Source organism: Streptomyces celluloflavus, from assembly GCA_000720995.1.
In the GTDB taxonomy this organism is placed as follows: Bacteria; Actinomycetota; Actinomycetes; order Streptomycetales; family Streptomycetaceae; genus Streptomyces; species Streptomyces celluloflavus.
In genome coordinates this window covers 20,100-46,278 of the sequence record JOEL01000006.1, presented here as the reverse complement: position 1 = coordinate 46,278, position 26,179 = coordinate 20,100, and the positions used below count along the sequence as shown (strand labels likewise).

At 67.3% G+C, this 26,179-nt stretch carries 12 protein-coding genes and 3 pseudogenes; 9 read left to right on the top strand and 6 right to left on the bottom strand.

Features of this window, described 5'->3' with window-relative positions:
* Positions 1-45: 45 nt before the first annotated feature.
* Positions 46-477 (top strand): Rrf2 family transcriptional regulator, encoded by a 432-nt coding sequence (locus IH09_RS07805; RefSeq protein ID WP_052855493.1) that lies wholly within the window; start codon positions 46-48, stop codon positions 475-477.
* 91 nt (positions 478-568) lie between these two features.
* Complete coding sequence (locus tag IH09_RS07800) at positions 569-1,315, top strand: SDR family NAD(P)-dependent oxidoreductase (RefSeq protein ID WP_052855372.1); 747 nt, start codon at positions 569-571, stop codon at positions 1,313-1,315.
* Here IH09_RS07800 and IH09_RS07795 read toward each other — a convergent pair.
* Positions 1,266-2,051 carry a hypothetical protein gene (locus IH09_RS07795; protein WP_240151022.1) on the bottom strand — a complete coding sequence of 262 codons (786 nt, stop codon included), beginning with the start codon at positions 2,049-2,051 and terminating at the stop codon, positions 1,266-1,268. The two genes, IH09_RS07800 and IH09_RS07795, sit on opposite strands and share 50 nt — an antisense overlap.
* 404 nt (positions 2,052-2,455) lie before the next feature.
* Positions 2,456-3,769 carry an MFS transporter gene (locus IH09_RS07790; RefSeq protein WP_052855371.1) on the bottom strand — a complete coding sequence of 438 codons (1,314 nt, stop codon included), beginning with the start codon at positions 3,767-3,769 and terminating at the stop codon, positions 2,456-2,458.
* A 534-nt stretch (positions 3,770-4,303) separates the two neighbouring features.
* Here IH09_RS07790 and IH09_RS07785 point away from each other — a divergent pair.
* The 3 genes from IH09_RS07785 to IH09_RS36755 all read left to right on the top strand — a co-directional run bounded on the left by IH09_RS07785 (position 4,304) and on the right by IH09_RS36755 (position 15,920).
* Positions 4,304-8,392, top strand: a complete 4,089-nt coding sequence (locus IH09_RS07785; protein ID WP_240151021.1) for a LamG-like jellyroll fold domain-containing protein — start codon at positions 4,304-4,306, stop codon at positions 8,390-8,392.
* Between the two features lie 182 nt (positions 8,393-8,574).
* Positions 8,575-15,456 carry a polymorphic toxin-type HINT domain-containing protein gene (locus IH09_RS07780; protein WP_110952144.1) on the top strand — a complete coding sequence of 2,294 codons (6,882 nt, stop codon included), beginning with the start codon at positions 8,575-8,577 and terminating at the stop codon, positions 15,454-15,456.
* Positions 15,456-15,920 (top strand): DUF4304 domain-containing protein, encoded by a 465-nt coding sequence (locus IH09_RS36755; protein ID WP_110952143.1) that lies wholly within the window; start codon positions 15,456-15,458, stop codon positions 15,918-15,920. Before IH09_RS07780 ends, IH09_RS36755 begins: the two co-directional genes overlap by 1 nt.
* Positions 15,921-16,070: 150 nt before the next feature.
* On the opposite strand, the pseudogene IH09_RS07775 reads toward IH09_RS36755, so the two are convergent.
* Positions 16,071-16,328: pseudogene (locus tag IH09_RS07775) on the bottom strand (tyrosine-type recombinase/integrase); the annotation flags it as partial.
* 955 nt (positions 16,329-17,283) lie between these two features.
* Here IH09_RS07775 and IH09_RS36750 point away from each other — a divergent pair.
* From IH09_RS36750 to IH09_RS07765, 3 genes are all read left to right on the top strand, one after another.
* The gene (locus IH09_RS36750; RefSeq protein WP_110952142.1) at positions 17,284-17,547 is read left to right on the top strand and encodes an Imm32 family immunity protein; all 264 of its coding nucleotides are present in this window, start codon (positions 17,284-17,286) and stop codon (positions 17,545-17,547) included.
* Positions 17,548-18,314: 767 nt separating this feature from the next.
* The gene (locus tag IH09_RS07770; protein ID WP_052855368.1) at positions 18,315-19,562 is read left to right on the top strand and encodes a helix-turn-helix domain-containing protein; all 1,248 of its coding nucleotides are present in this window, start codon (positions 18,315-18,317) and stop codon (positions 19,560-19,562) included.
* Positions 19,563-19,752: 190 nt separating this feature from the next.
* On the top strand, positions 19,753-20,064 hold the full coding sequence (locus IH09_RS07765; protein WP_404827245.1) for a hypothetical protein: 312 nt from the start codon (positions 19,753-19,755) through the stop codon (positions 20,062-20,064).
* Positions 20,065-20,440: 376 nt separating this feature from the next.
* On the opposite strand, the pseudogene IH09_RS36740 reads toward IH09_RS07765, so the two are convergent.
* Positions 20,441-21,122: pseudogene (locus tag IH09_RS36740) on the bottom strand (transposase family protein).
* Between the two features lie 327 nt (positions 21,123-21,449).
* Between IH09_RS36740 and IH09_RS38855 the strand changes: the two are divergent.
* On the top strand, positions 21,450-21,758 hold the full coding sequence (locus IH09_RS38855; protein ID WP_131123542.1) for a hypothetical protein: 309 nt from the start codon (positions 21,450-21,452) through the stop codon (positions 21,756-21,758).
* A gap of 873 nt (positions 21,759-22,631) precedes the next feature.
* On the opposite strand, the pseudogene IH09_RS39680 reads toward IH09_RS38855, so the two are convergent.
* Together IH09_RS39680 and IH09_RS07750 are read right to left on the bottom strand one after the other, a co-directional pair.
* Positions 22,632-23,237, bottom strand: a pseudogene (locus IH09_RS39680) (site-specific integrase); the annotation flags it as partial.
* 903 nt (positions 23,238-24,140) lie between these two features.
* Entirely contained in the window at positions 24,141-25,481 is a 1,341-nt protein-coding gene (locus IH09_RS07750) for an exo-beta-N-acetylmuramidase NamZ family protein (RefSeq protein WP_052855365.1), read from the bottom strand.
* Between the last annotated feature and the right edge of the window lie 698 nt (positions 25,482-26,179).

The window sequence follows — 26,179 nt, the reverse complement described above, 5'->3', positions numbered from 1 at the left end:
ATCGTAACCATTACAGTTACAATATGGTCGGAGGTGATGGGCGAGATGAGCGCCAACAGTAGATTGACCGTCGCCGCGCACACTCTGACCTGGATCGGGCTGTATCAGCGCCGCGGCCACGAGGTCGCCACGTCCGAGCAGATCGCCGCGAGCGTCAACACCAATCCCGTGGTGATCCGCCGCCTGCTGGCCCAGCTGCGCAAGGCGGGCCTGACCGACTCGCGCAGGGGAGTCGGTGCGGGCTGGATGCTGTCGCGGAACCTGTCCGCGATCACCCTGCTCGATGTCTACGAGGCGGTGGAGCCCGGACCGATCTTCGCCCTGCACCGTTCCGCGCCTGACCCCGAGTGCGTCGTGGGGCACGGCATCGCACCGGCGATGACCGCCGTTTACGACGGGATCGAGGCCACCCTCCGCAAGGAGTTGGCGGGAACCACGCTTGAGGACGTACTGCAAAACGTACTGAATGCCACCTAGCTTCGACCGTCGCCCTCCGTGGGCACGGCGGGGCGTTTTTTGCGCCCGTAAAAGTAACCAAAAGAGTTACATCAAGGATTCGGAGAATGCCATGGGACAGCTGGACAACAAGACCGCCCTCGTGACCGGGGCCTCCACCGGTATCGGCCTGGCCATCGCCCGCCGGTTCGCCGCCGAGGGGGCGACCGTCTATCTCACCGGCCGCCGCAAGCCCGAGCTGGAGGCCGCGGTCGAACTGGTCGGCGGCCGCGGCATCGGCATCCAGGGCGACGTGTCGCAACTCGCCGACCTCGACCGGCTCTTCGCCGAGATCGCCGAGCGCAGCGGTCATCTCGACGTCGTCGTGGCCAACGCGGGCGTCGGCGACTTCGGCCTGCTCGGCGAGATCACCGAGGAGGGATACGACCGCGCCATCTCCGTCAACCTCAAGGGCACGGTCTTCACCGTCCAAAAGGCGCTTCCGCTGCTGTCGGCCGGCGCCTCGGTGATCCTGCTCTCCTCCAGCGCGGCCCTGCGCGGCGTCCCGGGCCTGGGCGTCTACGCCGCCACCAAGGCCGCGATCCGCAGCCTCGCCCGCACCTGGGCCGCCGAACTCGCCGACCGTGGCATCCGCGTCAACGCCCTCACCCCCGGCCCCGTCACCACCCCCGGCGCCGACGAACTGCGGGCCGCACTTCCGCGAGACGGCCAGGCCGCCGAGCCCGCCGCTCCGACTCCGCTCGGCCGAGCGGGCCGGCCGGACGAGGTCGCGGCCACCGCCCTCTACCTGGCCGGGGACCAGAGCTCCTTCACCACCGGCGCGGAACTGTTCGTCGACGGCGGTACCACCCAGCTCTAGTCACACAGCCCGCCCTCGGCGCAATCCCGCCCCAAGGGCGATTCGCTGACACCTGCTCGGCGCCCGGCACTCCGAGGATCTGGCGGGCGAGGAACGCGTACTTCGTGGCGGTGGTCTCGGAGAGGTCGAAGACCGTGGTCAGGTGGAGCGGGTCGGCTCCGGTGGCGGGTGTCTCGCCGAGGACGCGGTTGATCCGCGGGCCGACGTCGGCGGACAGCCGGGCGACGGTGTAGTCGCGGGCGGCCGGCGCGAACTTGCGGCAGGAGACGAGATCGTCGCGCCACCCGGCGAAGAACTGCTCGATCTCCTCGCCGCTGGGCGGGATGCGAAGCCGCGGCGTGACCGATGCCCGCGGGCGGTTCATCTCGTCCGGCGGGCACTCCACGAGTCGCCCGGTGAGCTGGTGGAGCGCCGTCCGGTAGCGCGGCTCCAGGAAGTCGAAGAAGACGCTGATCGCTCCGGCCCGGCCCGCGCGGAGCGAGGGGGAGGAATCCCGAATGGTCGTGCCGGAGTAGGCGTTGGCGTCCGTGGGCTCCATCTCCCACAGCGGCCGGCCGAACCAGTCCCGCACCTTCTCCAGGTGGCCGACGTCGCCCTGGAGCGTCCCGTCGGTCAGTCCGGCCGACGCGCGGGCCAGGACGAAGCCCGCCGGCGCGTCGGTCTCGAAGTGCTCCAGCTCCTCCGGCGTCGGCAGTCCTCGGGCCTGCCGGAGGTCCTGAACGACCGCCAGAGCCACGCCACACCCCCCACTTCAACCCGCCTGAACGGAAGCCCGAAGAGGTGAAGCTCTTTGAGGAATCCCGAAGGAGTTTCATCCAGTTCGGCACCACACGATCGAGTGAGGAAGGCGTTGGCCGGCGCTGAGAAGACCGGCACAACAACGACCATCCGGACGGCGAACGCCAGGCTTGTCGCGCACGTCGAGCTCGCTGAACGCGGTGGATCCGCTGAACCCACCGAACTCACTGAACGCGGTGGACACGCTGAACTCACCGGACACGGTGGGGAGGTGAGCGGACGGTGCCGTTCGGCACCCCGGCCCCGGGAACTCGACCCGGGACCGGGGTGCGGGACCGGAGGCCGTTCGGCGTCCGGAGCCACACGGGCACCCGGAGCCACCGGGCCCCCGCTACCGCCCCCTCAGGCCAACTCGCGCTCCCGAGTCTCCGGCAGCGCCAGCACGCACACCAGCGAGACGACCGCCATGGCGCTGACGTACCAGCCCACCGACGCGGAGCCGAACGCAGACTGGAGCCGGGTGGCGACCAGCGGCGCCACCGCACCGCCCAGGACGCCGCCCATGTTGTACGCCAGCGAGGCGCCCGAGTAGCGCACCGTCGTACCGAACAACTCCGGCAGATACGCGCCCATCGGGCCGTACACCACCCCCATGCAGAACAGCGCGCCGCCGACCCCGAGGGCGATCAGCGCGGGCTGCCCGGTGTCCAGCAGCGGGAAGAGGACCAGCCCCCAGACCACCGCGAGCCCGCATCCGGCGAGGATCAGCCGGCGGCGGCCCGAGCCGTCGGAACGGGTGGCGGCGAGCCAGGTGCCAGCGGCGAGGAAGAGGCAGGCGATGAGCGAGAGGCCCAGCATGGTGTCGCGCGAGATGCCGAGGGTGCCGGTGGCGTAGGAGAGGCAGTAGGTCGTCGCGGTGTAGAAGAGGCCGTACGCGATGATCATGCCCCCGGAACCCAGCAGCAGTTCGCGAGGATGCCGCCGCAGCACGTCCAGCGCGGGGACCTTGCTCGCCTCCTGGGCGTCCCGCACCTTCGCGAAGACCGGCGTCTCACTGATCTTCAGCCGGACGAACAGCCCGACGCCGACCAGCAGGAACGACAGCAGGAACGGCACCCGCCAGCCCCACGAACGGAACGCACCGTCGTCCAGCCCCGCGGAGAGCAGCCAGAACACACCGGTCGCCGCGAAGAAGCCGACGGACGGCCCGAGTTGCGGGAACGCGGCGTACAGCCCGCGGCGTTTCCTCGGGGCGTGCTCGACCGCGAGCAGGGCGGCCCCGCCCCATTCGCCGCCCAGCCCGATGCCCTGGAGGAAGCGCAGCAGGATCAGCAGCAGCGGCGCCCAGATACCGAGCGTGCCGTAACCGGGCAGCAGCCCGACGCACGCCGTGGACAGCCCCATCAGCAACAGCGAGGCGACCAGCACCGACTTACGCCCCACCCGGTCACCGAAGTGCCCGAAGACCACCGAACCGAGCGGTCGGGCCACGAACGCCACCGCATACGTCGAGAACGATGCGAGGGTGGCGGTCACCGGGTCGAGCGTCGGGAAGAACGCCTGGTTGAGGACGAGCGCGGCGGCCGTCCCGTAGATGTAGAAGTCGTAGAACTCGATGGCCGTCCCGATGAACGAGGCCACCGCGACCCGCCGCAGACTCTCCCCTTCCGGTGCCTCTCCTTCCGCCGCCGCCCCGCCTTCCGCCGCTGCCGCCATTGCCGATGTCGCGTCACTCTGCACGAGCCGCACTCTCACGCCGGGCGGCAGAGGCAGTCAATAGATGGGATGTGCCGTCTCGGCTGTTGAGACGACAGTCAAGGCGAGGGCGTGCCGGTGAAGTTGGGACCCGCCCGCCCCTCCCTCGCGGTGACGCAAGTCACATCGCCGTTGGCCTGAAATGTCACTTCCGCGGCTTCGGTGGCGATTCATGGATCTGTCCCACACTGCGCAATCCCCCTTAGGTTCCCGTCCTACGGGATCTTCACGGAATTCTCATTTTTTGTGGACGGGGTGTGGGGGATGGGTACGCGGATGCGCCGGAGGCGCATGCCTGGGCTGCTGGCCGCCGGGCTGGGCGGTGTGCTGACGGTCGGTCTGCTGCCGGGCCCATCCGTGGCCTCCACAAGGTCTGAACCTCGTCCGGCGAACCCCACGGCGGCACGCGCCGAGGCGACGGACAGTCAGGCAGCCACGGAAGACGTGGCGTTGGCGACAGCCACGCGCACCGGCCACCCTGTGAAGATCACGTCGATGCAGGGCGAGTCGGCCGACGTTTTCGCGACCCCCGAGGGGAAGTTGCAGGCGCGGCAGTACCTGCGCCCGGTCCGTGCACGGGTCGGCGGCCAGTGGAAGGACATCGACACCGATCTGGCCAAGAGCGGCGATGGGAGCATCGCCCCGAGGTCCGCGACGGTGGACCTGGCGTTCTCCGGGGGCGGGGACGCTCCCCTGGTGCGGATGCGGCGCGCGGGGCGTGAACTCGCGCTGTCGTGGCCGGGCACGTTGCCGGCTCCGGTCCTGGACGGGGCCGTGGCGACGTACCGCAACGTGCTCCCGGACGTGGACCTGCGGATGGGAGCCCAAGCCGACGGCTTCACCCAGCTGCTGGTGGTGAAGTCCGCCGAGGCCGCCGCCGGTGAGGAACTGTCGCGGCTGCGGTTGAAGGTGGCGGCGGCCGGTATGGACGTCAAGGAGACCGCCGCCGGCGGACTGGCGGCGGTGGACAAGGGCGCCGGCTCGCCGGTCTTCGAGGCGCCGACCCCGATGATGTGGGACTCCAGCCCCGGCCGGGCCGACGACGGCCCGGAGGGCGGCCGGTCCCGGTCGGCGGCGACAGCGCAAGGCCGCACCCCGGCGGCGAAGGACACCGCGGCGGAGGGGACCGAGTCTCCGACCGGGCAGAGCCCCGAGCCCTCGGCGGGCGAGTCGGGAAAGCTGGCGCCGGTGGCCGTGGAGGTACCGGCCGGTCAGGGCCAGGTGGTGCTCACACCGGATGCCGAGGTCCTCAAGGGCAAGGACACCGTGTACCCGGTGTTCATCGACCCGCAGTGGTCCACCCCGCGTGCCACGTCGTGGACGATGGCGTCGAAGTACTGGGCCTCCTCCCCGCAGTGGAAGTTCAACGGAGACCACGACGCCGGACTGGGCTACTGCAACTGGAACTACTGCAAGCCGAGCGACACCAAGCGCCTCTTCTACCAGATCCCGACCTCCGCGTTCGCCGGCAAGTCGGTCCTGTCGGCGGAGTTCGTGGTCCGCAACACCTGGTCCGCCTCCTGCACCAAGAAGGAGGTTCAGCTGTGGCGCACCCGGCCCATCACGTCCTCGACGACCTGGAACTCCCAGAACGCCGCCGGTTTCTGGGTCCGGCAGCTCGCCGCCGACAGCTTCGCGTACGGCTATGAGGGGTGCGCGGCCAAGGACGGTGAGTTCGACGTCAAGTCCGCCGTCCAGGAGGCCGCGAACAACCAGTGGCCCACGCTGACGTTCGGGCTGCGGGCGGGCAACGAGGGCGACCGGGACGCCTGGAAGCGGTTCTCCGACAAGGCGTATCTGCGGGTGACGTACAACCGCCCGCCGCCGCAGGTGAAGACCTCGCAGCTGGCGATGGAGTACGGGGGAGCGTGCAAGAAGTCCGATGCGCCGGCCCACGTCCGCACCCGGGGGAAGCTGTACGCGAACCAGATCACCGATCCGGACAACGACAACGTCGCCGTCGAGTTCGCGGCCAACTGGGACGCCGGTGACGGCAAGGGCAACATCGTGCGCTGGAAGCCGGGCCTGACCACCGCGAAGAAGTCCGGCTCGAACTTCTCGGTCACCGCGCCGGTGGTACCGCAGAACGTGGTGGTCAACTGGTTCGTCCGCGTCTACGACGGAGCGCAGTACTCGCCCTGGTCCTACGCCGGAGCACCGCAGGCGTGCTACTTCATCTACGACACCACCGTCCCCGCCGCACCCGCCATCAACTCCGGCGCATATCCCCCCTCCGACCCGGAGAACCCCGACGACCCCTGGTACGACGGTGTCGGCCAGTACGGCGCCTTCGCCCTCAGCTCCGCCTCCAAGGACGTCAGTCGCTACCGGTACGGCGTCAACAACGACCCGTCCGCCAAGAACCAGCTGACGACCAGTGGCGGCGCGGCGAAGAGCGTCAACGTGCTGCCCGAGAAGCCGGGCGTCAACTTCGTGACCGCCCAGGCATTCGACGAGGCCGGCAACGGCAGCGAGATCCGTACCTATCAGTTCCGCGTCAGGGCCGGACAGCCCGAGCGCGCCACCTGGCAGATGGACGAGGCGGCCGGTGCCACCGAGGCCAAGGGCTCCACGCCAGCCCGCACCGCGGACCTGCACGGCGGCGCCACTCTCGGCGGCGACGGGGTGGTGGGGACGGGGCTGTCCCTGAACGGCACCGACGGCTATGCGTCCACCGACATCCCCGTGATCGACACCTCCGCCGGCTTCGCCGTCTCCGCCTGGGTCCGGCCGACCGAGATCCCCGACCACGCGGCGATCATCGCCACCCAGCCGGGCAACTACCGCCCCGGCTTCGAGCTGTACTACTCGTCCGACCTCAAGCGGTGGGTCTTCAACCAGTACACCGCCGACAGCCAGGACGCCGGCATCGCCCGCGCGATGGCCCCCCAGCCCGGAGGCGTCACCGCGGGCGAGTGGACCCATCTGGTGGGCGCCTACGACAGCGTCGCCAAGGTGCTCCAGCTGTACGTCAACGGCAAGCTGGCCGGCCAGACGCCGTACACGACGGCCTGGAGCGCTCGCCGGGGCCTGCAGCTGGGCGCCGGTTCCTACACCGGCAATCCCGGAGCCTTCTTCCCCGGCTCCCTGGACGAGATCCAGATCTTCGACAGAGCCGTCTCGGCCGGCGAGGTCACCCGCCTGTTCAACAAGGAACGCCTCAGCGGCCCCGGCCGCCCCGCCCGCGCCGCCTTCCCGCTCGACGAGGAGGCCGGTACCAAGCAGGTGACCGGCCACGGTGACGTCCTGCCCGCGGTCTTCCACGGCGGCGCCCAGCCCGGCCGCCCCGGGGTGGCGGGCAACGCCCTGACCCTGGACGGCAAGGACGGCTACGCCTCCGTGGCCGCGCCGCACGTCGACACCTCACGTTCCTACGCGGTCACCGCCTGGGCCCGCGTCACCGACGCCACCCGCAATCAGACCGTGGTCGGACAGGACGGCGGCTTCCTCAGCGCCTTCTACCTCTCCTACGAAGCCTCCGGCGGAGTATGGAGCGTCCGTCTGGCGACCAAGGACGCCACCGACGGCGGCCTCACCGCACAACGCGTCGCATCCACACAGAAAGCGGCCCTCGGCCAGTGGACGCACCTCGCCGCGGTCCACGACACCGTCGCGGGCACGGTGAGCCTGTACGTCAACGGCGTCCTCCAGGGCTCCGCGGCCGCTCCCGGCGCCTGGCGCGGGGACGGCGCCGTGCAGATCGGCCGCGCCCTCTACCGCGGCTCCTACGTCGACAACCTCGCCGGCCAGATCGATGACGTTCGCATCTTCGACCGTCCCGTCTCTGAAGGCGAGATCCACCAGCTCTTCCAGCAGCGCCCGGTCCTGACCGGCCGCTGGCAGTTCGACCAGGAGAGCGACAGCGGCGCCAACTCGGTACCGGGCGGCCCGGCTCTGACCCTGGGCGGCGGCGCGAAGCGGGCCCCGGAGGGCGCGTTCATGGGCGAGGGCGGCCTGGTCCTGGACGGGACCAAGGACTACGCGTCCGGCCCGGTCCCCTTCGACACCAGCGCCAGCTTCACCGTCACCGCCTGGGTCCGGGCGGCGGCCGTGCCCACGCGTCCGGCGACGGTGGTGAGTGCGGAGGGGAGCAATACCAGCAGTTTCCGGCTGGGGTTCCAGCCGGATGCGAAGGACTCCGGAACCGAAGGCGCCTGGGAGGTGGCGATGCCACGGTCCGACGCCGCGGACGCCGGTGTCGACCGGGCCGCCAACAGCCAGACGTTCAACAGCGTGACGGACTGGAACCACGTCGCCGTCGTCTACGACGGCTTCGCCGGACAGGTCCGCGTCTACGTCAACGGCCAGCTCGGCGAGGCGGCTTGTGTCGACGGGGACGGCGACGGCCAGGCCGACGACCCGCGGTGCGCCGAAGCCGTGCCGTGGGCCGAGAACGTCATCTCCTTCGAAGCCCTCAAGTCGTTCCAGGTCGGGCGGGACAAGAACGGCGGTTCCTTCGGGAACTACTGGCCGGGCGATGTGGACGACGTATGGGCCTTCCGGGGCGCGTTGACCGCAGAACAGGTCCGCAGCATGGCCGGCGAGATGTACGAACTGCCGACCGAGGTGCCCAAGGTGACCTGAGGCCCTGACCGCGTGCGGCGGACAACTGACCCGCACGCCAAGCCACGACCAGACACATCTACGGAACGGGACACCGCAGCCCCTCGGGAGCGCCTGCGGTGCAGCAGCGAGGGGTGGGGACAGAAATGAACGGGAAGGTCGGCCCAGGCAGACGACGCACACGTCTGCGGCACAGAATCGCCTTGGGCATCTCCGCGGTACTGGTCGGTTCGCTGCTTCCGGCATTGACCATGCCGGAAGCCTCGGCCGCACCGGACGCCGCGGCGCGGCCCGACGCCGGCAAGACCGTCCCCGGTACGGAAGGCATCCGCGTCAAACCCCGGAAGCTGCCGACGGGACCGCGCACTCCCCAGGAGCGGCCCAAGAGCACATGGCCCGGTGCCGCCGAGGCGACGGTCCACTTCACCCCCGCCGCCTCGGACGCACCGTCCGCAGCCGCCACACCGCGCAAGGCCGATGGCCTCCCGCTCACCCTCGCGCCCGCCCAGGCCCGTTCGGACGAGTCGGCCAGGGTGCCGAAGTCGGCCCACGCGGCCAAGCCGTCCGCACAAGACCGGCGGACGACGGCTGCGACCGCACCGGGCGCCGTGACCGCCCGGGTGCTGGACCGGAAGCAGGCGCGACAGGCCGGCGTGGACGGCATGCTGTTCACGCTCCAGCCGGCCGCGGCAGCCCCGTCCAAGTCCCAGCCCGGTCAGCAGCCCGATCAGGCGCTGGACCCGCTTCAGGTGACCGTCGACTACAGCGCGTTCGCCGGTGCCTTCGGCGGCGCGTACGCCTCGCGGCTGCGCCTGGTGGAGCTGCCCGCCTGTGCGGTGAGCGATCCGTCCAAGGCGTCCTGCCGTACCGCCAAGCCCCTGCCCACCACCAATGACGGTGAGCACCACACCCTCACCGCGGCCTCCGTACCGCTGCGGTCGAACGCGCCGACGGTGCTGGCGGCCGTGGCCGACGACAAGGGCGCCAAGGGCGACTACCAGGCCACCAGCCTCGCCCCGTCCGCGACCTGGGACACCAACCTCAACACCGGTGACTTCAGCTGGTCCTACGACATTCCGGTCCCCGAGGTGCCCGGCGGCCTCAAGCCCCGGGTGGGCCTGTCGTACTCCTCGGGCGCCATCGACGGGCGCACCGGGAACAGCAACAACCAGGGCTCCTGGGCCGGCGACGGCTTCGACCTGTGGCCCGGCTACATCGAGCGCCGCTACAAGCCCTGCTCCGACGACGGGGTGAAGCACGCCGACGGCAACAAGCCGGGCGACCTCTGCTGGGCCTACGACAACGCCTTCATCTCCTTCAACGGAAAGGCCGGTGAACTCGTTCCGGCGGGCACCGACCAGTGGAAGCTCAAGAACGACGACGGCACCAAGATCAAGAGGCTGACCTCGGCCGCACGGGACAACGGTGACAACGACAACGAGTACTGGGAACTGACCGACCCCGCCGGCGTCCGCTACTACTTCGGCTACCACAAGCTGCCCGGCTGGGCCGCGGGCAAGGACACCACCGACTCGACCTGGACCGTCCCGGTGTTCGGCAACGACGCCGGCGAGCCCTGCCACAAGGACACCTTCAAGGACTCCTGGTGCCAGCAGGGCTGGCGCTGGAACCTCGACTATGTCGTCGACCCGCACGGTGACGCCCTCGCGTACTACTACGAGAAGGAGTCCAACTCCTACGGCCGCGATCTCAAGGACACCGACGACACCCCCTACACCCGCGGCGGCTACCTCAAGCGGATCGAGTACGGCCGGCAGGACGGCGACCTCTACAAGGACAAACCACTGGCCCAGGTGTCGTTCACCAACGCCGAACGCTGCCTGCCGCAGACCGGGGTGACCTGCGCCGCCGACACGATCGACGCCAAGGGCGAGTACTGGTACGACACCCCCTGGGACCTCAACTGCAAGGCGGGTACGGCCTGCGACAAGGGCCGGTTCTCGCCCACCTTCTGGACCCGCAAGCGGCTGACCGGTATCACCGCCGAGATCCTCAAGGACGGCGCGCTGACCCCCGTCGACTCCTGGGCCCTGACGCACCGCTGGGGCAAGGCGGACGTCGACTACCAGCTCGAACTGGAATCCATCCAGCACACCGGCCACACCGCGGCCACCCCCACCACACTGCCGAAGACCACCTTCGCCTACACCCAGCTCGTCAACCGCCTCGACAAGACCGGCGACGGCTACCCGCCCTACGTCAAGGACCGCCTGTCCACCATCGCTGACGAGTACGGCGGCCAGACCGACGTCACCTACTCCGCCCCGGCCTGCGCGTCCGGCGGTCTGCCCACCCCCGAGTCCAACACCACCCGCTGCTTCCCGCAGTTCATCGGCGGCAGCTCCAGTGACGACCCGGACAGGCAGTGGTTCAACAAGTACGTCGTCACCGCCGTCACCACCACGGACCGCACCGGCGGCGCCCCCGACCAGGTCACCCGCTACACCTACCTCGGTGACGCGGCCTGGCACTACGACGATGACGACGGCCTGACCAAGGAGAAGTTCAAGACCTGGTCGCAGTGGCGCGGCTACGGCCAGGTACGCGAACAGACCGGCGGCCAGGGCCCCGCCGCGACCGCCATGAAGACGCAGGAGGACAGCTACTTCCTGCGCGGTATGGACGGCGACCGCAAGACGACCACCGGCGGCAGCAAGAGCGTCAACGTCTCCCTGGGCGACGGCGAGGGGGACACCATCGCCGAGCACCCCTCCACGGCCGGCTTCCCCTACAAGACGGTCACCTACTCGGCCCCCGGCGGAAAGGTCCTGGCCAAGACCGTCAGCAGGCCCTGGCACCACGAGACGGCCAAGAAGACGCGGGACTGGGGGACCGTCACCGCTGACTTCACCGGCACCGCGAGCTCCCGTTCGTGGACCTCGCTGGACCAGGGAGCCGGGGCCAAGTGGCGCACCACGGCGACCGCGTCCACCTATGACACCGTCGCCGGACGCGTCACCGAGGTCAGCGACCTCGGGGACGAAGCGGACCAGGATGACGACCAGTGCACCCGCACCACCTACGCCACCAACACCGACAAGAACATCCTCACCCTGCCCGCCCGGGTCGAGACCGTCGCCAAGAAGTGCGCCACCAGCCCCGACCGCGCGAAGGACGTCATCGCGGATGTCCGTACCGCGTACGACGGCGGCTCGTACGGAACCGCGCCCACCAAGGGCGACGCCACCACCTCCGCGACGCTGAAGAAGCACGACGGCACCACGGCCACCTACCTGGAGTCCGGCACCACCTACGACGCCTACGGCCGCCCGGAGAAGGTCACCGACCTCACCGCCGACGTCACCGCCATCGGTGACAGCGCCCCCACCCGCACGGCCCGCACCGACGGCCGCACGACCACCACGGCCTACACCCCGGCCACCGGCATCCCCGCCAAGACCACCACCGTCACCCCGCCCGCCGACGGCAAGGACAGCGCCACCGCCCAGACCACCACGACGGAGCTCGACCCGCTGCGCGGCCTGCCCGCCGCGACCGTCGACACCAACGGCAAGCGGACCACACTGCGCTACGACGCCCTGGGCCGGTCGTGGATGGTCTATCTGGCCGACCGGGCCAGTCCGGCGGTGCCCACCTACCAGTTCAACTACTTCGTCGAAGAGGGCAAGCCGACCGCCGTCGCCACCCGCACCCTCAACCCGGCCGGCGGCACCCAGACCGTCTCCTACACCCTCTACGACGGCTACCTGCGGGCACGCCAGACGCAGGTCCCCGGTCCGGACGCCGGGCGGCTGATCAGCGACACCTTCTATGACGAACGCGGCCTGACCGCCAAGTCCTTCGCGCCCTACTACACCACCGGCAAGCCCGCCCGGGACCTCTTCAAGCCCGAGAACGCCCTCAGCGTCGAAACACAGACCTGGAACACCTACGACGGGCTCGGCCGCACCACGGAGTCCCGCCAGGTCGCCGGCAACGGAGACGGCGGCAAGGTCCTCGCCGTCACCAGCACCCTCTACGGAGGCGACCGCACCACCGTCATCCCGCCCGAGGGCGCCACCGCCACCACCACGGTGACCAACGCCCGCGGCAAGACCACCGAACTCCTCCAGCACCACACCCGCGCGGCCGACGCCCCGGCCGAGACCACGCGCTACGCCTACACCCCCAAGGGAGAGCTGGCCAAGGTCGCCGACCCGGCCGGGAACAGCTGGACCTACACCTACGACCAGGCCGGCAACCAGACCCAGTCCACCGACCCGGACAGGGGCACCTCGAAGGCCACCTTCGACGACCGCGGTCAGCAGACCACCACCACCGACTCCCGGGGCACCACCCTCGCCACCGCCTACGACGGCCTCGGCCGCAAGACCGAACTCCGCGACAAGGCCCTGGACGGCCAGCTGCGCGCCAAGTGGGTCTACGACACCGTCGCCGGGGCCCGGGGCCAACTCTCCGAATCCACCCGCTACATCGACGGCAAGCCGTACACCAACAAGATCACCCAGTACGACCGCCTCTACCGGCCGCAGCGCATGACCACGGTCATTCCCGACTCCGAAGGCAAACTGGCCGGCAGCTACGAAGCCGGCACGTTGTACTACGGCAACGGCCTGGTACGGGGCCGCAGTTTCTCCACCGTCGGGAACATCCTCGGCAAGGGCTGGAATTACAACTACGACGACGACACCATGCGCACCACCGCCGTCTTCGGCTCCGGCTTCCGTGCCGACCCGACGTACAACCACGTCGGGCAGCCCCTCACCTACAAGATCAACAGCGGCGGGCTCACCCAGGTCACCAACACCTACGAGTTCGGCACGCAGCGCCTGTCGAACTCCCGCGTCGACCGTCTGGGCGTCGCCGGCGTCGACCAGTCCGCCACCTACGGCTACGACCCGGCGGGCAACATCACCGCCGTCTCGGACGTCTCCCGCTCCGGCACCGACACCCAGTGCTTCACCTATGACTTCCTGCGCCGTCTCACCGAAGCCTGGACCCAGAACCAGAAGACCTGCGCGGATGCCCCGGCCGGCAATCTGATCGCCGGTCCCGCCCCCTACTGGCAGTCCTACGCGTACGACGCGGCGGGCAACCGCCGCACCCTGACCCAGCACGACCCGGCGGGCGACGCGGCCAAGGACACCAAGAGCACCTACACCTACCCGAAGCCCGGCACGGCCCAGCCCCACAGCCTCACCGCGGTCGACACCACCGGGCCGACCGGAACGGCCCAGAGCACCTACGGCTACGACCCCACGGGCAACACCATCGCCCGCACCCTCAAGGGCGATAAACAGACCCTGGACTGGGACGCCGAAGGCCACCTCGCCAAGGTCACCGAACCCACCGGCGACAACGGCACCAAGACCACCTCCTACCTCTACGACGCCGACGGCAACCGCCTCATCGCCCGCACCGGCACCAAGACCACCCTCTACCTCGGCGACCACACCGAACTGACCCTCGACAAGGACGCCACCACCCCGAAGGCCACCCGCTACATCCCCCTCGGCGGCGGCAACCAGGCCGTCCTGACCGACGACGGCGCCTACACCATCACCCTCGCCGACCACCACGGCACCGGCCAACTCGCCATCAAGTCCGCCGACCAGACCCTGACCCAACGCCGCAGCCTGCCCTTCGGCGGCCCCCGCGGCGACAAACCACCCACCTGGCCCGGCTCCAGAGGCTTCGTCGGCGGCACCGACGACACGGCCGACACCGGCCTCACCCACCTCGGCGCCCGCGAATACGACCCGGAGGCGGGCCGCTTCATCTCGGTTGACCCGTTGCTGAACCTGACCGATTCGGAGTCCTTCAACGGTTACACCTACGCGGGCAGCAACCCCGTCACCGATTCCGACCCCAGCGGCTTGCAACGGCCCGCGGACAACGGGTCCAGCGGCTGTGACCCGGTCAGCTGCCCGTGGATGGACTGGGGCTCGAAAAAGGACCGTCGTAAGTTCCTCAACGGTCTCGCAGCGATCAACCCAGCGAAATGGGGTCACTATCGAGCTTCTCGGCCCAAGGCCATGGTGATTCCCGGGCTCACCGTCGACGCCACCTGGGACCGAGCTGACGAGTTCACCAACCGCATCTACGACCGGCTGGACGACCAGCCGATCTTCTCCTACCCGGGCACGTTCAACATCGACCCGTATGACCCGAATACCCAGGTGAGCCTGGCCGGCCTGAGGCTGGCGATCTGCTCGGAGATGGAGGGTCACTGCCCCCAAGGGCGCTGGGAGTTGGTGGCGAACGCCATAGGAGCGGGAGCCCATGCAGGCGGTGGTGGCGAGGGGCCCGGGCTACGCCTGGGGCTACGCGGATACAAGCGCGGCGGAGATTGCCACAGCTTCCTGCCCGAAACGGAAGTGGCCCTGGCCGACGGTAAAAAGAAGAAAATCGAAGACGTCAAAACCGGCGACAAAGTCATAGCCACCGACCCCGAAACCGGCGAAACCACCACCCGCCCCGTCGTCGCCACCATCGTCACCAAGGACGACAAACACTTCACCGACCTCACCGTCAGGACCTCGTCCGGCGACTCCAGCATCATCGCCACCGACACCCACCCCTTCTGGTCCGTGGACAAGAAGAAGTGGATCAACGCCGGAGACCTCCACCCGGGCACCGAACTCCGCACGCCCCAGGGCGCTACGGCCAAGGTGACCGCGGCCCGCCACTTCCGCAAGCAGCAGCAGACGCACGACCTGACCGTCGAGAGCACGCACACGTACTATGTGCTGGCAGGGGCTACGCCGGTACTCGTTCACAATAGCGACGGATGTGGTGTCGCCCGTAACGAGAAGGGGCAGTTCACATCTGGAGAAAACGCGGATGCGGCCCGTGGGCGCCAGACGCACTTGAACTACAGGAATGCTCTGGGGGCTGGGTACGACTTCGAAGTCACGCTTCCGAGTGGGCTTCGGCCTGATGCGGTCGACTGGAAGAGCCGAGTTGTGCGTGAGTTGAAGTCGGATGCGAACAGCAGCCAGGCGTCGGGGCGACGGCAGTTGCAGAAATACGTCGCCGAGTTGGAGGACGTGACCGGTCAGAGCTGGACTGGCCATCTCGATACGTATAAGAGGTTCGGCTGATGGTTAACTCGATCCTTCTAGAGGCTCTCAATGAGGTCTTCAAGCCGCTGGGGTTTCGAAAAAAGTCGGCAAACTGGTATAGAATGTCCGGCGATCTCTACTGTGTCGTTAGCGTCCAGGAGTCCAGTTGGGACGAGTCGTGCTATGTGAATATCGGATTCGCTCCGGCGGTCAAGGTCAAGGAGGGATGGCTCCCCGAGTCAAAATGTCTTGTCAGGTTCAGAGTGGACGCAATTACCTCCATTTCCCGTGAAGGGCTTGACCTCCTATCTGGGGAAGTGGTGGAGGCGCGTGGAGATGGTGGCCTTCGTGTGGATTTCGTCGAGAAGGTTGCGTCTCCGGTGGCGCTGGCGGTCAATTCGATTGAGAGCATCCAGGATTTGAAGTCTCTGCTGCGCACGAGCGTTAACGATCAGGTGTTTATCCATCGCGAAATCAGGGATGAATTGCTCGCAGAGGGATAGCGCAACGCCCTTGATGTGAGTCAGAGGTTCGCTGTGGCGAACTTTGACTGTTTGAGATGTCGTTCTTGACGGGGATTATCCGCGCTGACGGCAGTAGATGACGGCAACGGCGGCGGACACCAGGTGTCCGCCGCCGTTGCCGTGCGTGTGTCAGGGACTGCCGAGCGCGGTGCTGAGGGTGTCGATGGCGTCGCGTTGGAGGCGGAGTCGGACGTGGGCGTAGACGGTGGCGGTGACGCCGATGTGGGTGTGGCTGAGGAGTTCCTTGATGACGACGAGTTCGACCCCCTGTTTCAGGAGGAGGGTGGCGGTCGAGTGGCGTAGGTCGTGGAAGCGGATGCGGCGGAGCCCGGCCCGGTCGAGGAGTTGGCCGAAGCGGCGGGTCATGTTGGCTGGGTCAAGGCGACCCGCTGACGGGGGGTCGCGCGCGGCGCGGTCGCTCATCCGGCCCGCCCTCGGCTCGGCCACCGCGGGCTGGCCAGCGACCAGGCCGCGTAGAAGCGCATAGCGGACGGCCAGAAGCGAGCAAGAAGGGGCGCGCCCGCACGGTGAGCGTCAGGCCGAGGCGAGGCGACGGCAGGGGGTTGGACTCAGCGCAGCCCGGAGTGGGGTCGGTCGGCTCCGTGTGCTTTACCCACCTCTCCGGGCCGGGGCCCACGTCGGGCAGGGCCAGGGGGCCGCTCGTGCAAATTCCGGGCAGGATCACGACCTGCCCGAGCGCCGGGCCAGCGGGCGGCCCCCTGACCGTGCCCGCCCCCAACCCGGGCAGGACACCTGCCAAAGCCCACTCCACCGCCCTCGCGCGCGTGATCTTCTGACGGCAACGCCGACGGCAACAGGGGCGCACAACACGGCACTTCCACGCACACCCACGGACCGGTAGATCCCGCTGACCTGCCAAAACGCAGGCAGGAAGGGGGCGCCCAGCACACGTACTATGCGCTGGCGGGGGCCACGCCGGTGCTGGTTCACAACTCAAACTGCGAGTCCTGGACCTCTTACCGGAAATTCGCTGACATCGGTCATCCGGTGGATGAAAACCGAGTGCCAACGAATGAAGCTCTCGACGCGGCGGAGAGGTGGGTTGGGCCTGGCCATTCCGAGCCCGTGAAGGGTAGCGGGTGATTCATCCCAAAGGGCGGAACGCCCGTTGCCAGGATGGGCGAATCAGGTATTACAGGACACGTGCATGGCAGTGGCCCTCACGCGAACTTCGAGCGAATGGCGCCGAATTCAGGGAAGCCCGGCAAGTCGATGGTTGTCGAAAATCGACACATCTACCTCGAATGGAACCTACAGGTGGGGATGTTGAACGAGATCTCAACGGCTCCCCACCGTGTCGTCACAGGAAGCGATATTAGCGATGGATCGTGTGATCGATGTTCCGGAATGCCGGGTTGACGGCGGACTGCAATTCGTCTGGGATGATGATTTTGAAATTGAATTGACGGTCAGATCGACGGAGGTGGTCATCAAGGCGAACCGCGCCGGATTGACTTCACTGGCACGTCACCTATTGACCCTTGCTCAGCAAGGTGTTCATGAAGGTTCTCATATTCACCTAACGGTGGATCAGGAGATCCAATCTGAAATCGACCTCATTCTTGAGCGGGTGGAGAAAAGTTGATTTTCTTGTGTCTGGCAGGCCATTGACGCAACGGGTGACGGCAACATCGGCGGACTGTTCGCTGAGCATGGTTCGACGCCCACGCGCGATGGCATCGTGCGTCTGCACCATGCCCGACGCCAGTCCAAAACGAAGGCATCAACACTGAAGCGCGCCTTCCGGCGTGGCGAGGCCCGTCCATGCTTAGCCAGCGGGTGAGCTGTTCAGATTTCTTTACTTGATCAGGGTGGCCCGCTGTCGCGGGCCGCGCGTGCTCCGGCCCCTCGGGGCTGCTGCCCGCTCCTGTCTCCGCCACGCTTGCCAGCTGCCCTGCTGGTTCGGACGCGCAACAGCCGCCAGTGTGGATTGTTCTGGGGCTCTGCCCCAGGCCCCAGCACTCTCTCCGAGGGGGAGGAGGCCGAGTGCGGGTGCGGCTCCGTCGTGGTGATGGATGGTCGAGATCGGGGGAAGGGTCTCTCGTCGCCCGGTCACCGGAGGCGTACCAGGAACCCCCGGGGGCCGCCAAGGTCAAGCGCAAGCGTCACCTCGTGAGTCTTGGCGGCCCCCGGAGAACCCTGGTACGGCGAAGCTGCTCGACCGACGAGGGACCCCTCCCGCTCAGGCCCAGATCCTGCTGGGGCCGGCCGATCGCCATTTCGGGCATCGCGCTGGGCAGATGTCTGTCCGTGGGGACAGCGGTGAGTGACCGCTCCTGGGCGGGTGTCTGCCAAATAGCCTCTGGTTGATTCACCGGACCGGCGTACCGTGGCGCTGGAGGTGGTCAGCAGATGACTACGGAACTGGCGGACAACGTCCGTAAGTACCGGCGTCGGGCCGGGATGAGCCAGGAAGAACTGGCCCACGCCGCAGGCGTCTCGCCGGGCACGGTACGCAAGGTAGAGCAGGGCGGCACGGTCCGCATGGAGACCCTTCACGCTCTCGCCTGCGCGCTGAGCGTGACCACAGCAACGCTATTGGCGCCGGACGCCCCGGAGCCCGTGGGTCGTTCGGAGGATCCGAACCGCGTCAATCTGATCCAGCTCCGCGCAGCCCTCACCCCGCCAGTGGGACTCGCAGACTCGGATGGCGGGAGCGCGGAGGAGGAGCCGAACCTGCGCCGTTTCCGTCGTAGCGTTCATGACGGTGCGGTGCTCTACCACTCCGACAGCTACAAGAGCGTCGCATCCCAACTGCCCGCACTCTTGCGGGACGCGAACAGCGCGGTCGCCCACTTCGACAGCGGCGAGGAGCACCGCCAGGCACTCCTGGCCCGTGCCGAGGCATTGCAACTGGCCGGGCGGTACTTGACGCAGGTACGGCAGTACGACCTCGCCTACACCGCCCTGGCCGGCGCGATCGCCGACGCACGCCAGGCCGGGGACAGGCTCACCGGGGCGTCCGGCGTGATCGGGATGTGCTGGCTGCTCCTACGCCAGGGTCGGCTGGACGAAGCCGAACAGCTCGCCGCCCAGACCGCCGACCTGATCGAACCGAGACTTTCCCGCGCGACGCCGGACGAATGCGCGGCATGGGGGTGGCTGGCGCTGCGCGCCGCCGCTGCCGCAGGCCGCAACAACCGGCCCCAGGAAGCCCGCCACTACCACCGTGTCGCGAACACGGCGGCATCCGCCGTGGGGCGGGAGTACACCGGGTCATTCTTCCGGCACTGGACGACCTTCGGTCCGCTCACCGTCGGCATGAAGGGTGTGGAAGACGCCATGGTCGTGGGAGACGCCCGTGCCGTCGTTCGTAAATCCAGTGAGGACGCCATGTCACCCAAGGCATGGCAGAGCGCCGGGCGGCCGAGCGGCGAAAACTGGAACCGCCACCGCCTGGACGTGGCGCGCGCCCACGCTAGGACCAACGACCTGTCTGCGGCGATGGATGAGCTGACTGGAGTCCGTCGTGCATCCCCGGAGTGGCTGAGGCATCAGCGGATGGCCGCCGAGACCATGCAGGAGATCCTGAAGAAGCGCAAGCGCACCCTCACCGCAGAGATGCGAGACATGGCCTCCTACCTGGCCGTAGTCGGATAGGTGCCACGCAGCGCAATAATTCCGGCACCATCCGTCGCCAACTGGCATACGTCATGGATGGAGTGACGGACAGCAGGCTCCTACGGTCGCCGTATTCCATTCGGCGACCCAGATGGGGTGCACGGTGAGCACATCCAGGACCGACGCGAACCGTATGCGCCGCAGAGATCTCCATGACACGGCAGCAGGCGTGACCGGTCCTCGCTTACTGCCATGGACCACTCAGGACGGGAACCCCTGCTACCTCAGCACCGACGGTAGGGGCTACATCTCCTCGCTCGCCGACAGCATCGAGGAAGTACAACTCGACATGGGCGAGGAACTCCTGGGGTACGCCCGTCAGGTCGTAGTCGCCGGAGCCAAGGAGCTGTCGGCCGTCGAGTACCGGTGGCTCGCCTGCCGGCTGACCGAAGCCCTGACCGACGCACTCCGGGTCGCCGGATCACGTGGCGATCGCATCCCCACCCCGCCCGAGAGTCCCGGCTCAACACCGACGGGGTGAGCCTCTCGGGCGCGCGGCAGGCAAGCGGACGCTTCCCTAAGACTGCTGACCCCGGTTAAATCCATTTCCAGCCCGTCTGCCCGCGGAGCTTGCAGCCCTACGCGAGGTGAGTGGGGTGGCTGCTTGCGAAACGGCGGGTCCAACGACGGCGACATGGAGGAGTTCGAAGTCGTGCGTCAGCCGACGCTTCGACTCCTTGAGCTTGGTGTCCTGTTCCTCGATTCTGGCCTCAAGCCGCTCGACCATCCGGACTGCTCCGCGACAACACGCACGAGATCGTTTGCGATGGACGGCGGTTCGCGACATCCGCGAACAGTCCGATCGCCCCATCACGCTCAGGTTAGGAAAGGATCTGAGCAGTGAAATTTTTCCCATCTCATGTTGAGGCTTGGTGAAGTACTAGGACGGCTTTCATGATGTCGGTGATCCGGTTGGTGCCGCAGCTGAGCTTCTGGAGGAGACGCTTGCATCTCTTCAGGCGGCGGCCCCGGAACGGCACCCGGATCGTGCCGCCGACGCCTTGACACGCCTTGTCCGCCCAGCATTTGCGTTCAGTCGGTGAGGGCTTCGGTGATTCCGTACTGTCGGGCGGCTGTGAGGTCGTGGGTCGAGCCGGGCAGGACGGGTGAGGCCCAGAACGGTTATCCGAACGAGTCGGTGAGGACCTGGACGTTCATGCCGTGGTGCTTGTGCTGCCCCGAGTGGTAGGGGGTGGCGGTGGCGATCCGGTCGATTGGGCGCAGGGTGTCGTCGAGGATGACGGACGCTTTCGCTCGGACTGTCTCCATCGCCTCGGTCAGAGACGGAGGGAGGGTGGCCAGGGCCTTGATGGCCTCGCGTATCTAGCGGTAGACGATTGCGATCCCGATGCCGAACCCCGCGGCGAGCTGGGCGTAAGTATCGCCGCATCGCAAGTGGGCCAAGGCCGGCAGGGCCTGATGCGCGACCGGCAGCCGCCGCCACCGAGTCCCGATCTCCCTCCGCTGGGCGGCCAGATGCCCGCTCAGTAGCCGCAGTGTGCAGGTGGACAGATCAATCGAGGACGGGTAGACAAGCACACGAAGCTCCTGACGACACGGGTGTTCTTGGTCGAGAACCCGTCTACCAGGAGCTTCGTCGTTCCGCACAGCCCACACCCGCCAGCACCCCAGCCCTACCGACAGGTTGGAACGAGCTCCGTAATGCGCAACAGAAAACTCCTCGACTTGGGGATGGCGTCACTCGCTTTCCTGGCGGCTTCATGTGCGACGGCGTACGAACCGCTACCGCCGGCACCTCACTTCAAGGTTGGGGTGCTTGTGGGTGAGTGGCGAGGACCTGAAGATGCTCGCCTAACCCTGAGCGACACGGGAGAGGCGACAGTAACGCGCCTTCGAGGCCAAGAGATGGATTTCGACGACCACTGGAGCCTCTCAGGAAGTGGGAGCTGGCAGGTCCTCGACTCCCGCAAAGGTGGCCGCACTGTGGCCGAAGGGCAAATGGTGAAGGTGACGATCAAGAACGGGAAGTCACGTACCGCGAAGGTCGGACGGGAAGAGTTGGACGGCTCTGGCGATGCTCCTGCTGAACGGAAGAGCAGTCCAACCGCCTACACCTGGGAAATGAGCGTCAAGGAGGAAGAGAAGGGTCTCCGTCTTTATTACGTTGTAGGCGACCCCGATGCGCGATGGTTTTGTCAATTTACCCGCAGCTGACACTCCTCCGTGCCGAGTCAACTGGAAGTTGAGAGCTCATCGGGTGGCTTCGGCACGTTTAAGGTCTGATCGATGAATCAGGAAATGCGCACTGCTGCCACATCTGCCCTCCGCGCCCCCGGCGCTAAGAGCGGGGCTTGGATCCCAGATCACCAGCTGCCGTCTAGGCTGGCCTCTCCCGGATCACCTCAGACGGCGTACTCCTCACTGTCTTTCCTGCGGCAGGAAGCAGGGCGGGGCCGAGTCTCAACTTTCGCAAGAGAGGAGCAAGGAGGAATGGTGGCTGATGGTCCTGTGGTCGCATTCCTGGCAAAAATCGAGCACGGATGCCTCATCTTGCGAGATGCGGGGAGTGGCGATGACGTCACCGGTTGGGATCCGGCGTCGAGTAGCTGGCATCGAGAGGGTAGTTCACTCATCTTCGGCGTCCAGGCCAGTGTTGACGGTCCTGTCGAATGTGAGGTGTGGAAGTCGACTCCTCCTTCGGTGCTGCCTGCGAACTTTTTCGAGGTGTCACTCCCATGTCCTTCTGGTTGGCTCGTGTTGCATGACCCGAATGAGTATGTCCGAATGCGATTTGTGGGGTTTCGTGGCTTCGTGTTCTGCTCGGTGATCGTGGATGATGCGCAATTTCCTTCGCAAGTGCAGATCTTGTTGAGCGAAGAGGGGAAGGTAACTTCTTAGTGCTTATGAAGGGAACGGGAGAGGCTTTATCTGGGGTCTCGCCTGTTTCTCGCATGCGGCATGAGATCGGCGTTCTGCTGGGGATATGCCGACCTTCCTGTGTTGTTCCGCAGCTGCAAATGTGAAGTCCCGTCAAGTGTGTCCTGGCGGGGCTTCTACGGTGGGTGACAGCGGTAGTTGACGGCAAGGTCAACGGACGGCGGCTCCGCACAGCGGTGTGTCGTTGTCGCCGTCGCAGGTCGACTCTCCGTTGGCAGGGCCGTTAGTGGTGGTGCTGAGGGTGTCGATGGCGTTGCGCTGGGGGCGGAGTCGGACGTGGGGATGGACGGTGGCGGTGACGCAGATGTGGACGTGGCCGAGGAGTTCCTTGATCACGAAGAGTTCGACGCCTTGCTCCAGGAGCAGGGTGGCTACCGAGTGTCCGAGTTCGTAGAAGCGGATGCGGCTGAGGTCGGCCTTGTGGAGGAGCGTGGTGAGACCGCCGGCAGTGGTGCGCGTGCAAGATGCGGCGGGTGGAGGCGGTGTCCGCATCGAGGTTGAGGTCTTCCCAGCGCAGACCGAGGAGTTCGCCTTTGCGGAGTCCGGTGCGCAGGGTCAGTTCGTATGGCGCGTGCAGTCGGTTGCCTTGACCTCGGAGCAACTGCCGGGCCTCGGCGGTCGTGTGGGGTTGGGTGTGTCTTGGTCGGGGCGCGGGGGTGTGACGTTCTGTGCGACGTTGCGCGGTAGGTCGTTCTCGCGGACTGCGTGTTCCAGCGCGGACCTGAGGACTGAGTGGATGTGGGTGTCCGGAAGTGGTTTTTGGGCGGTACGTGGACGTGTCTCGATGTGAGGGTGGAGTGTTGATGGCTGGTCGAGTGGCGAGAGTGCGATCGAAGGTCCTTCGCGTCGCGATTGCTCCGTGCGTGTTGCTGCTCGGGGCGTGTACTCCAGATGCTAGATACCAGCCTTTGCCGGCATCGCAACGGCTGATCGCGGGTGAGATTGAAGGTATTTGGGAGGGGAGTGGTGGGGCGAGAGTCGTTCTGGAAGGAGGAGGGAGGGCCGCTGTTGAGCGGTTGGGGGTTCAGGAATTCCAGTTTGATGAAGAGTCGCGAATCACTGGCAATGGAAAATGGGAGATGGTTAATTCTGGCGAATATAAAGGGGGGATGTCCGTCGGTGGGGACACCTTGGTCAGGTTGACGATCCAGTCGGATGGTGGGGTCGCGAACTCCGGATCGCGAGGCGGAGGTTCCGGTGAGGCGCCTCGTCGGCCGTCGGGGAGCGCATTGTCGTCGGGAAAGGTGACGTGGATTTTGAGTTCTGTGAGGGAAACGGGAAGTCCGTGTCTATATTACTTGGTTGGTGATCCTGACGTGCGCGATCGGTACGTTCTTTGTAAAGCTGAGCGTTCTCGGGAGGGTGCTGGCGTTAATGGGAAGTCGGTGTCTGATAAATAGCCGCAAGGTGTTTGCTTTCGGAAGGAATGGCGAGGTTCGCTGCGGCGTTTCCTCGGATCGTGGCCCGAGTGATCCCTTAGCGGGTGGTGGAATCTAGGCCCGGACGCCCCTGTTGTAATTCGGTCCGATGGAATCTGCTGGCTGGGTCGTAAGGCTCGGTTGGCGTGCGGTGGGATGCATGATTATTCCTGCAATGCCGTGATGAATAGTCAGATTACGGTGTGGTGTGGTGTTGAGGAGGTGGGTCGGCCGGCACCCCTCACCGATACCGCAAATACCTTTCCCTCACCCCCTGGAACCGCCGGAGTCCATTGTGCCAAGAGGCGACCACCTTGTCCGCCCCCGCGCCCGCGTCGATCATGGTTCGTACGGTGGCGGAGCCGGTGAGGTGGTCGATGGCGTGGTCCGGGCGCCAGGTGAAGTCGGGCCAGGTTTGTTTTGCGGTGACGAGTAGGGCGATGCCGGTGCGTACCGGGTCGAAGGTGGTGCGGTCGTGGAGGTGGAGTTGGAGGCCGCCGATGGTTTTGCCCTGGAATTTGGAGAAGGTGGGGGCGAAGTATGCCTCTCTGAAGTGGACGCCGGGGAGGGCCAGTTCGTTGGCGGCGGCGGACCAGCGGTGGTCGATGCCGGGTGCGCCGAGCAGTTCGAACGGGCGGGTGGTGCCGCGGCCTTCGGAGAGGTTGGTGCCCTCGAAGAGGCAGGTGCCGGCGTAGACGAGGGCGGTGTCGGGGGTGGGCATGTTGGGGCTGGGTGGTACCCAGGGCAGTCCCGTGGCGTCGAAGAAGTCGTCGCGCCGCCAGGCCGTCATCAGGACGGTGTCCAGCGTCACCGGCCAGCCGGCGGCCTTCGGGACGAACTCGCCGTTGAACAGGAGGGCCAACTCCGCCACCGTCATGCCGTGGGCCTGTGAGATGGGCTCGCGGCCGACGAAGGAGGCGTACGCCTTGTCCAGTACCGGGCCGGTGGCCGAGCGGCCGGTTACCGGGTTGGGGCGGTCCAGGACCACGAACCGTTTGCCGGCGAGGGCGGCGGCCACCATGCAGTCGTAGAGGGTCCAGATGTAGGTGTAGAAGCGTGCGCCGACGTCCTGGATGTCGAAGATGACGGTGTCCACGCCGGAGGCGGTGAAGATGTCGGCGAGTTCTTTGCCGCTTTTGTCGTAGGTGTCGTAGACGGACAGGCCGGTGGCCGGGTCGTCGTAGCGGCCCTCCGAGCCGCCCGCCTGGGCGGTGCCCCGGAAGCCGTGTTCGGGGCCGAAGACGGCGGTCAGCCTTACCCGGTTGTCGGCGTGCATCACGTCCACGATGTGGCGCAGGTCCGGGGTGATACCGGTGGGGTTGGTGACGATGCCGATGCGGTGGCCGTCGAGGAGGCGGTAGCCGTCGGCGGCCAGTCGGTCGAAGCCGGTGCGGACCCGCCGCCCGCCGGGCCCCGGCCGCGCGGCTCGGGGCGGGCCCGGCAGGTGGGCCGAGTCCGCGGCCGCACCTGCGGCTTGGGTCGCACCCGCCGCACGGGCCGACCCCGCCGTCGCGGTGAGCGCTGCGCCAGCCGCGCCGGTCGCCGCCAGATGCCCGAGCAGTACGCGTCTCGACAGGGCCATGCGCAGACCTCCGTGATCAGTCAGGGGTCACCGAGAGGGTGGTCGGTGGTGGAGCGCTGAGGGGGGTGGTCGCTGAGGGAGCAGTGACCAGAGGGGGAGCGGGAACTGGGAGACAGGAGGACCGGGGGACGGGCGGGGCGACCGTGGTGTGTGTCGTGCGCACGCTAACGCGCCTCGGGCCGATGTGGAACGTGCCGGGCCGTCACACCAAGGCGGTACACGTTCGGTTGTCGCGTCGCCCGGGGACGCGTTGGGCTGCCGCGCCGTCGCCGTAGAACGGGCTCGGCAGCCACTCCGCTGCCGCAGGGACATGTTCGGCTGCCGCACTGCCGCACTGCCGCACTGTCGCACTGCCGCACTGCCGCAGGGACGTATTCGGCTGTCGCACCGCCACAGGACGTAATCGGCTGCACATCGCCGCAGGGCGTACTCGGCTGTCATGCGAATGCGGATTGCGGATGAGGAACCTGCCGGAACGCACTCGGGCCGTTGCGCTGTCCTGAAACGGCTGAAACGTATTCGGCGGCGGGCGTGCCGTGGAACGACCCGGCCGGCCGCCACAGTGCCACGGGAACGCATCCGGCCATCGCGGTGGCGGACCCCTTCCACCAGACATACCGACTGGTTAGTCTGCCGCCAGTCGATCCGTCCGCCTGTCAGCCGAGTCGGAGGCGATCGGTTGCGATCTGTCGGCCGGT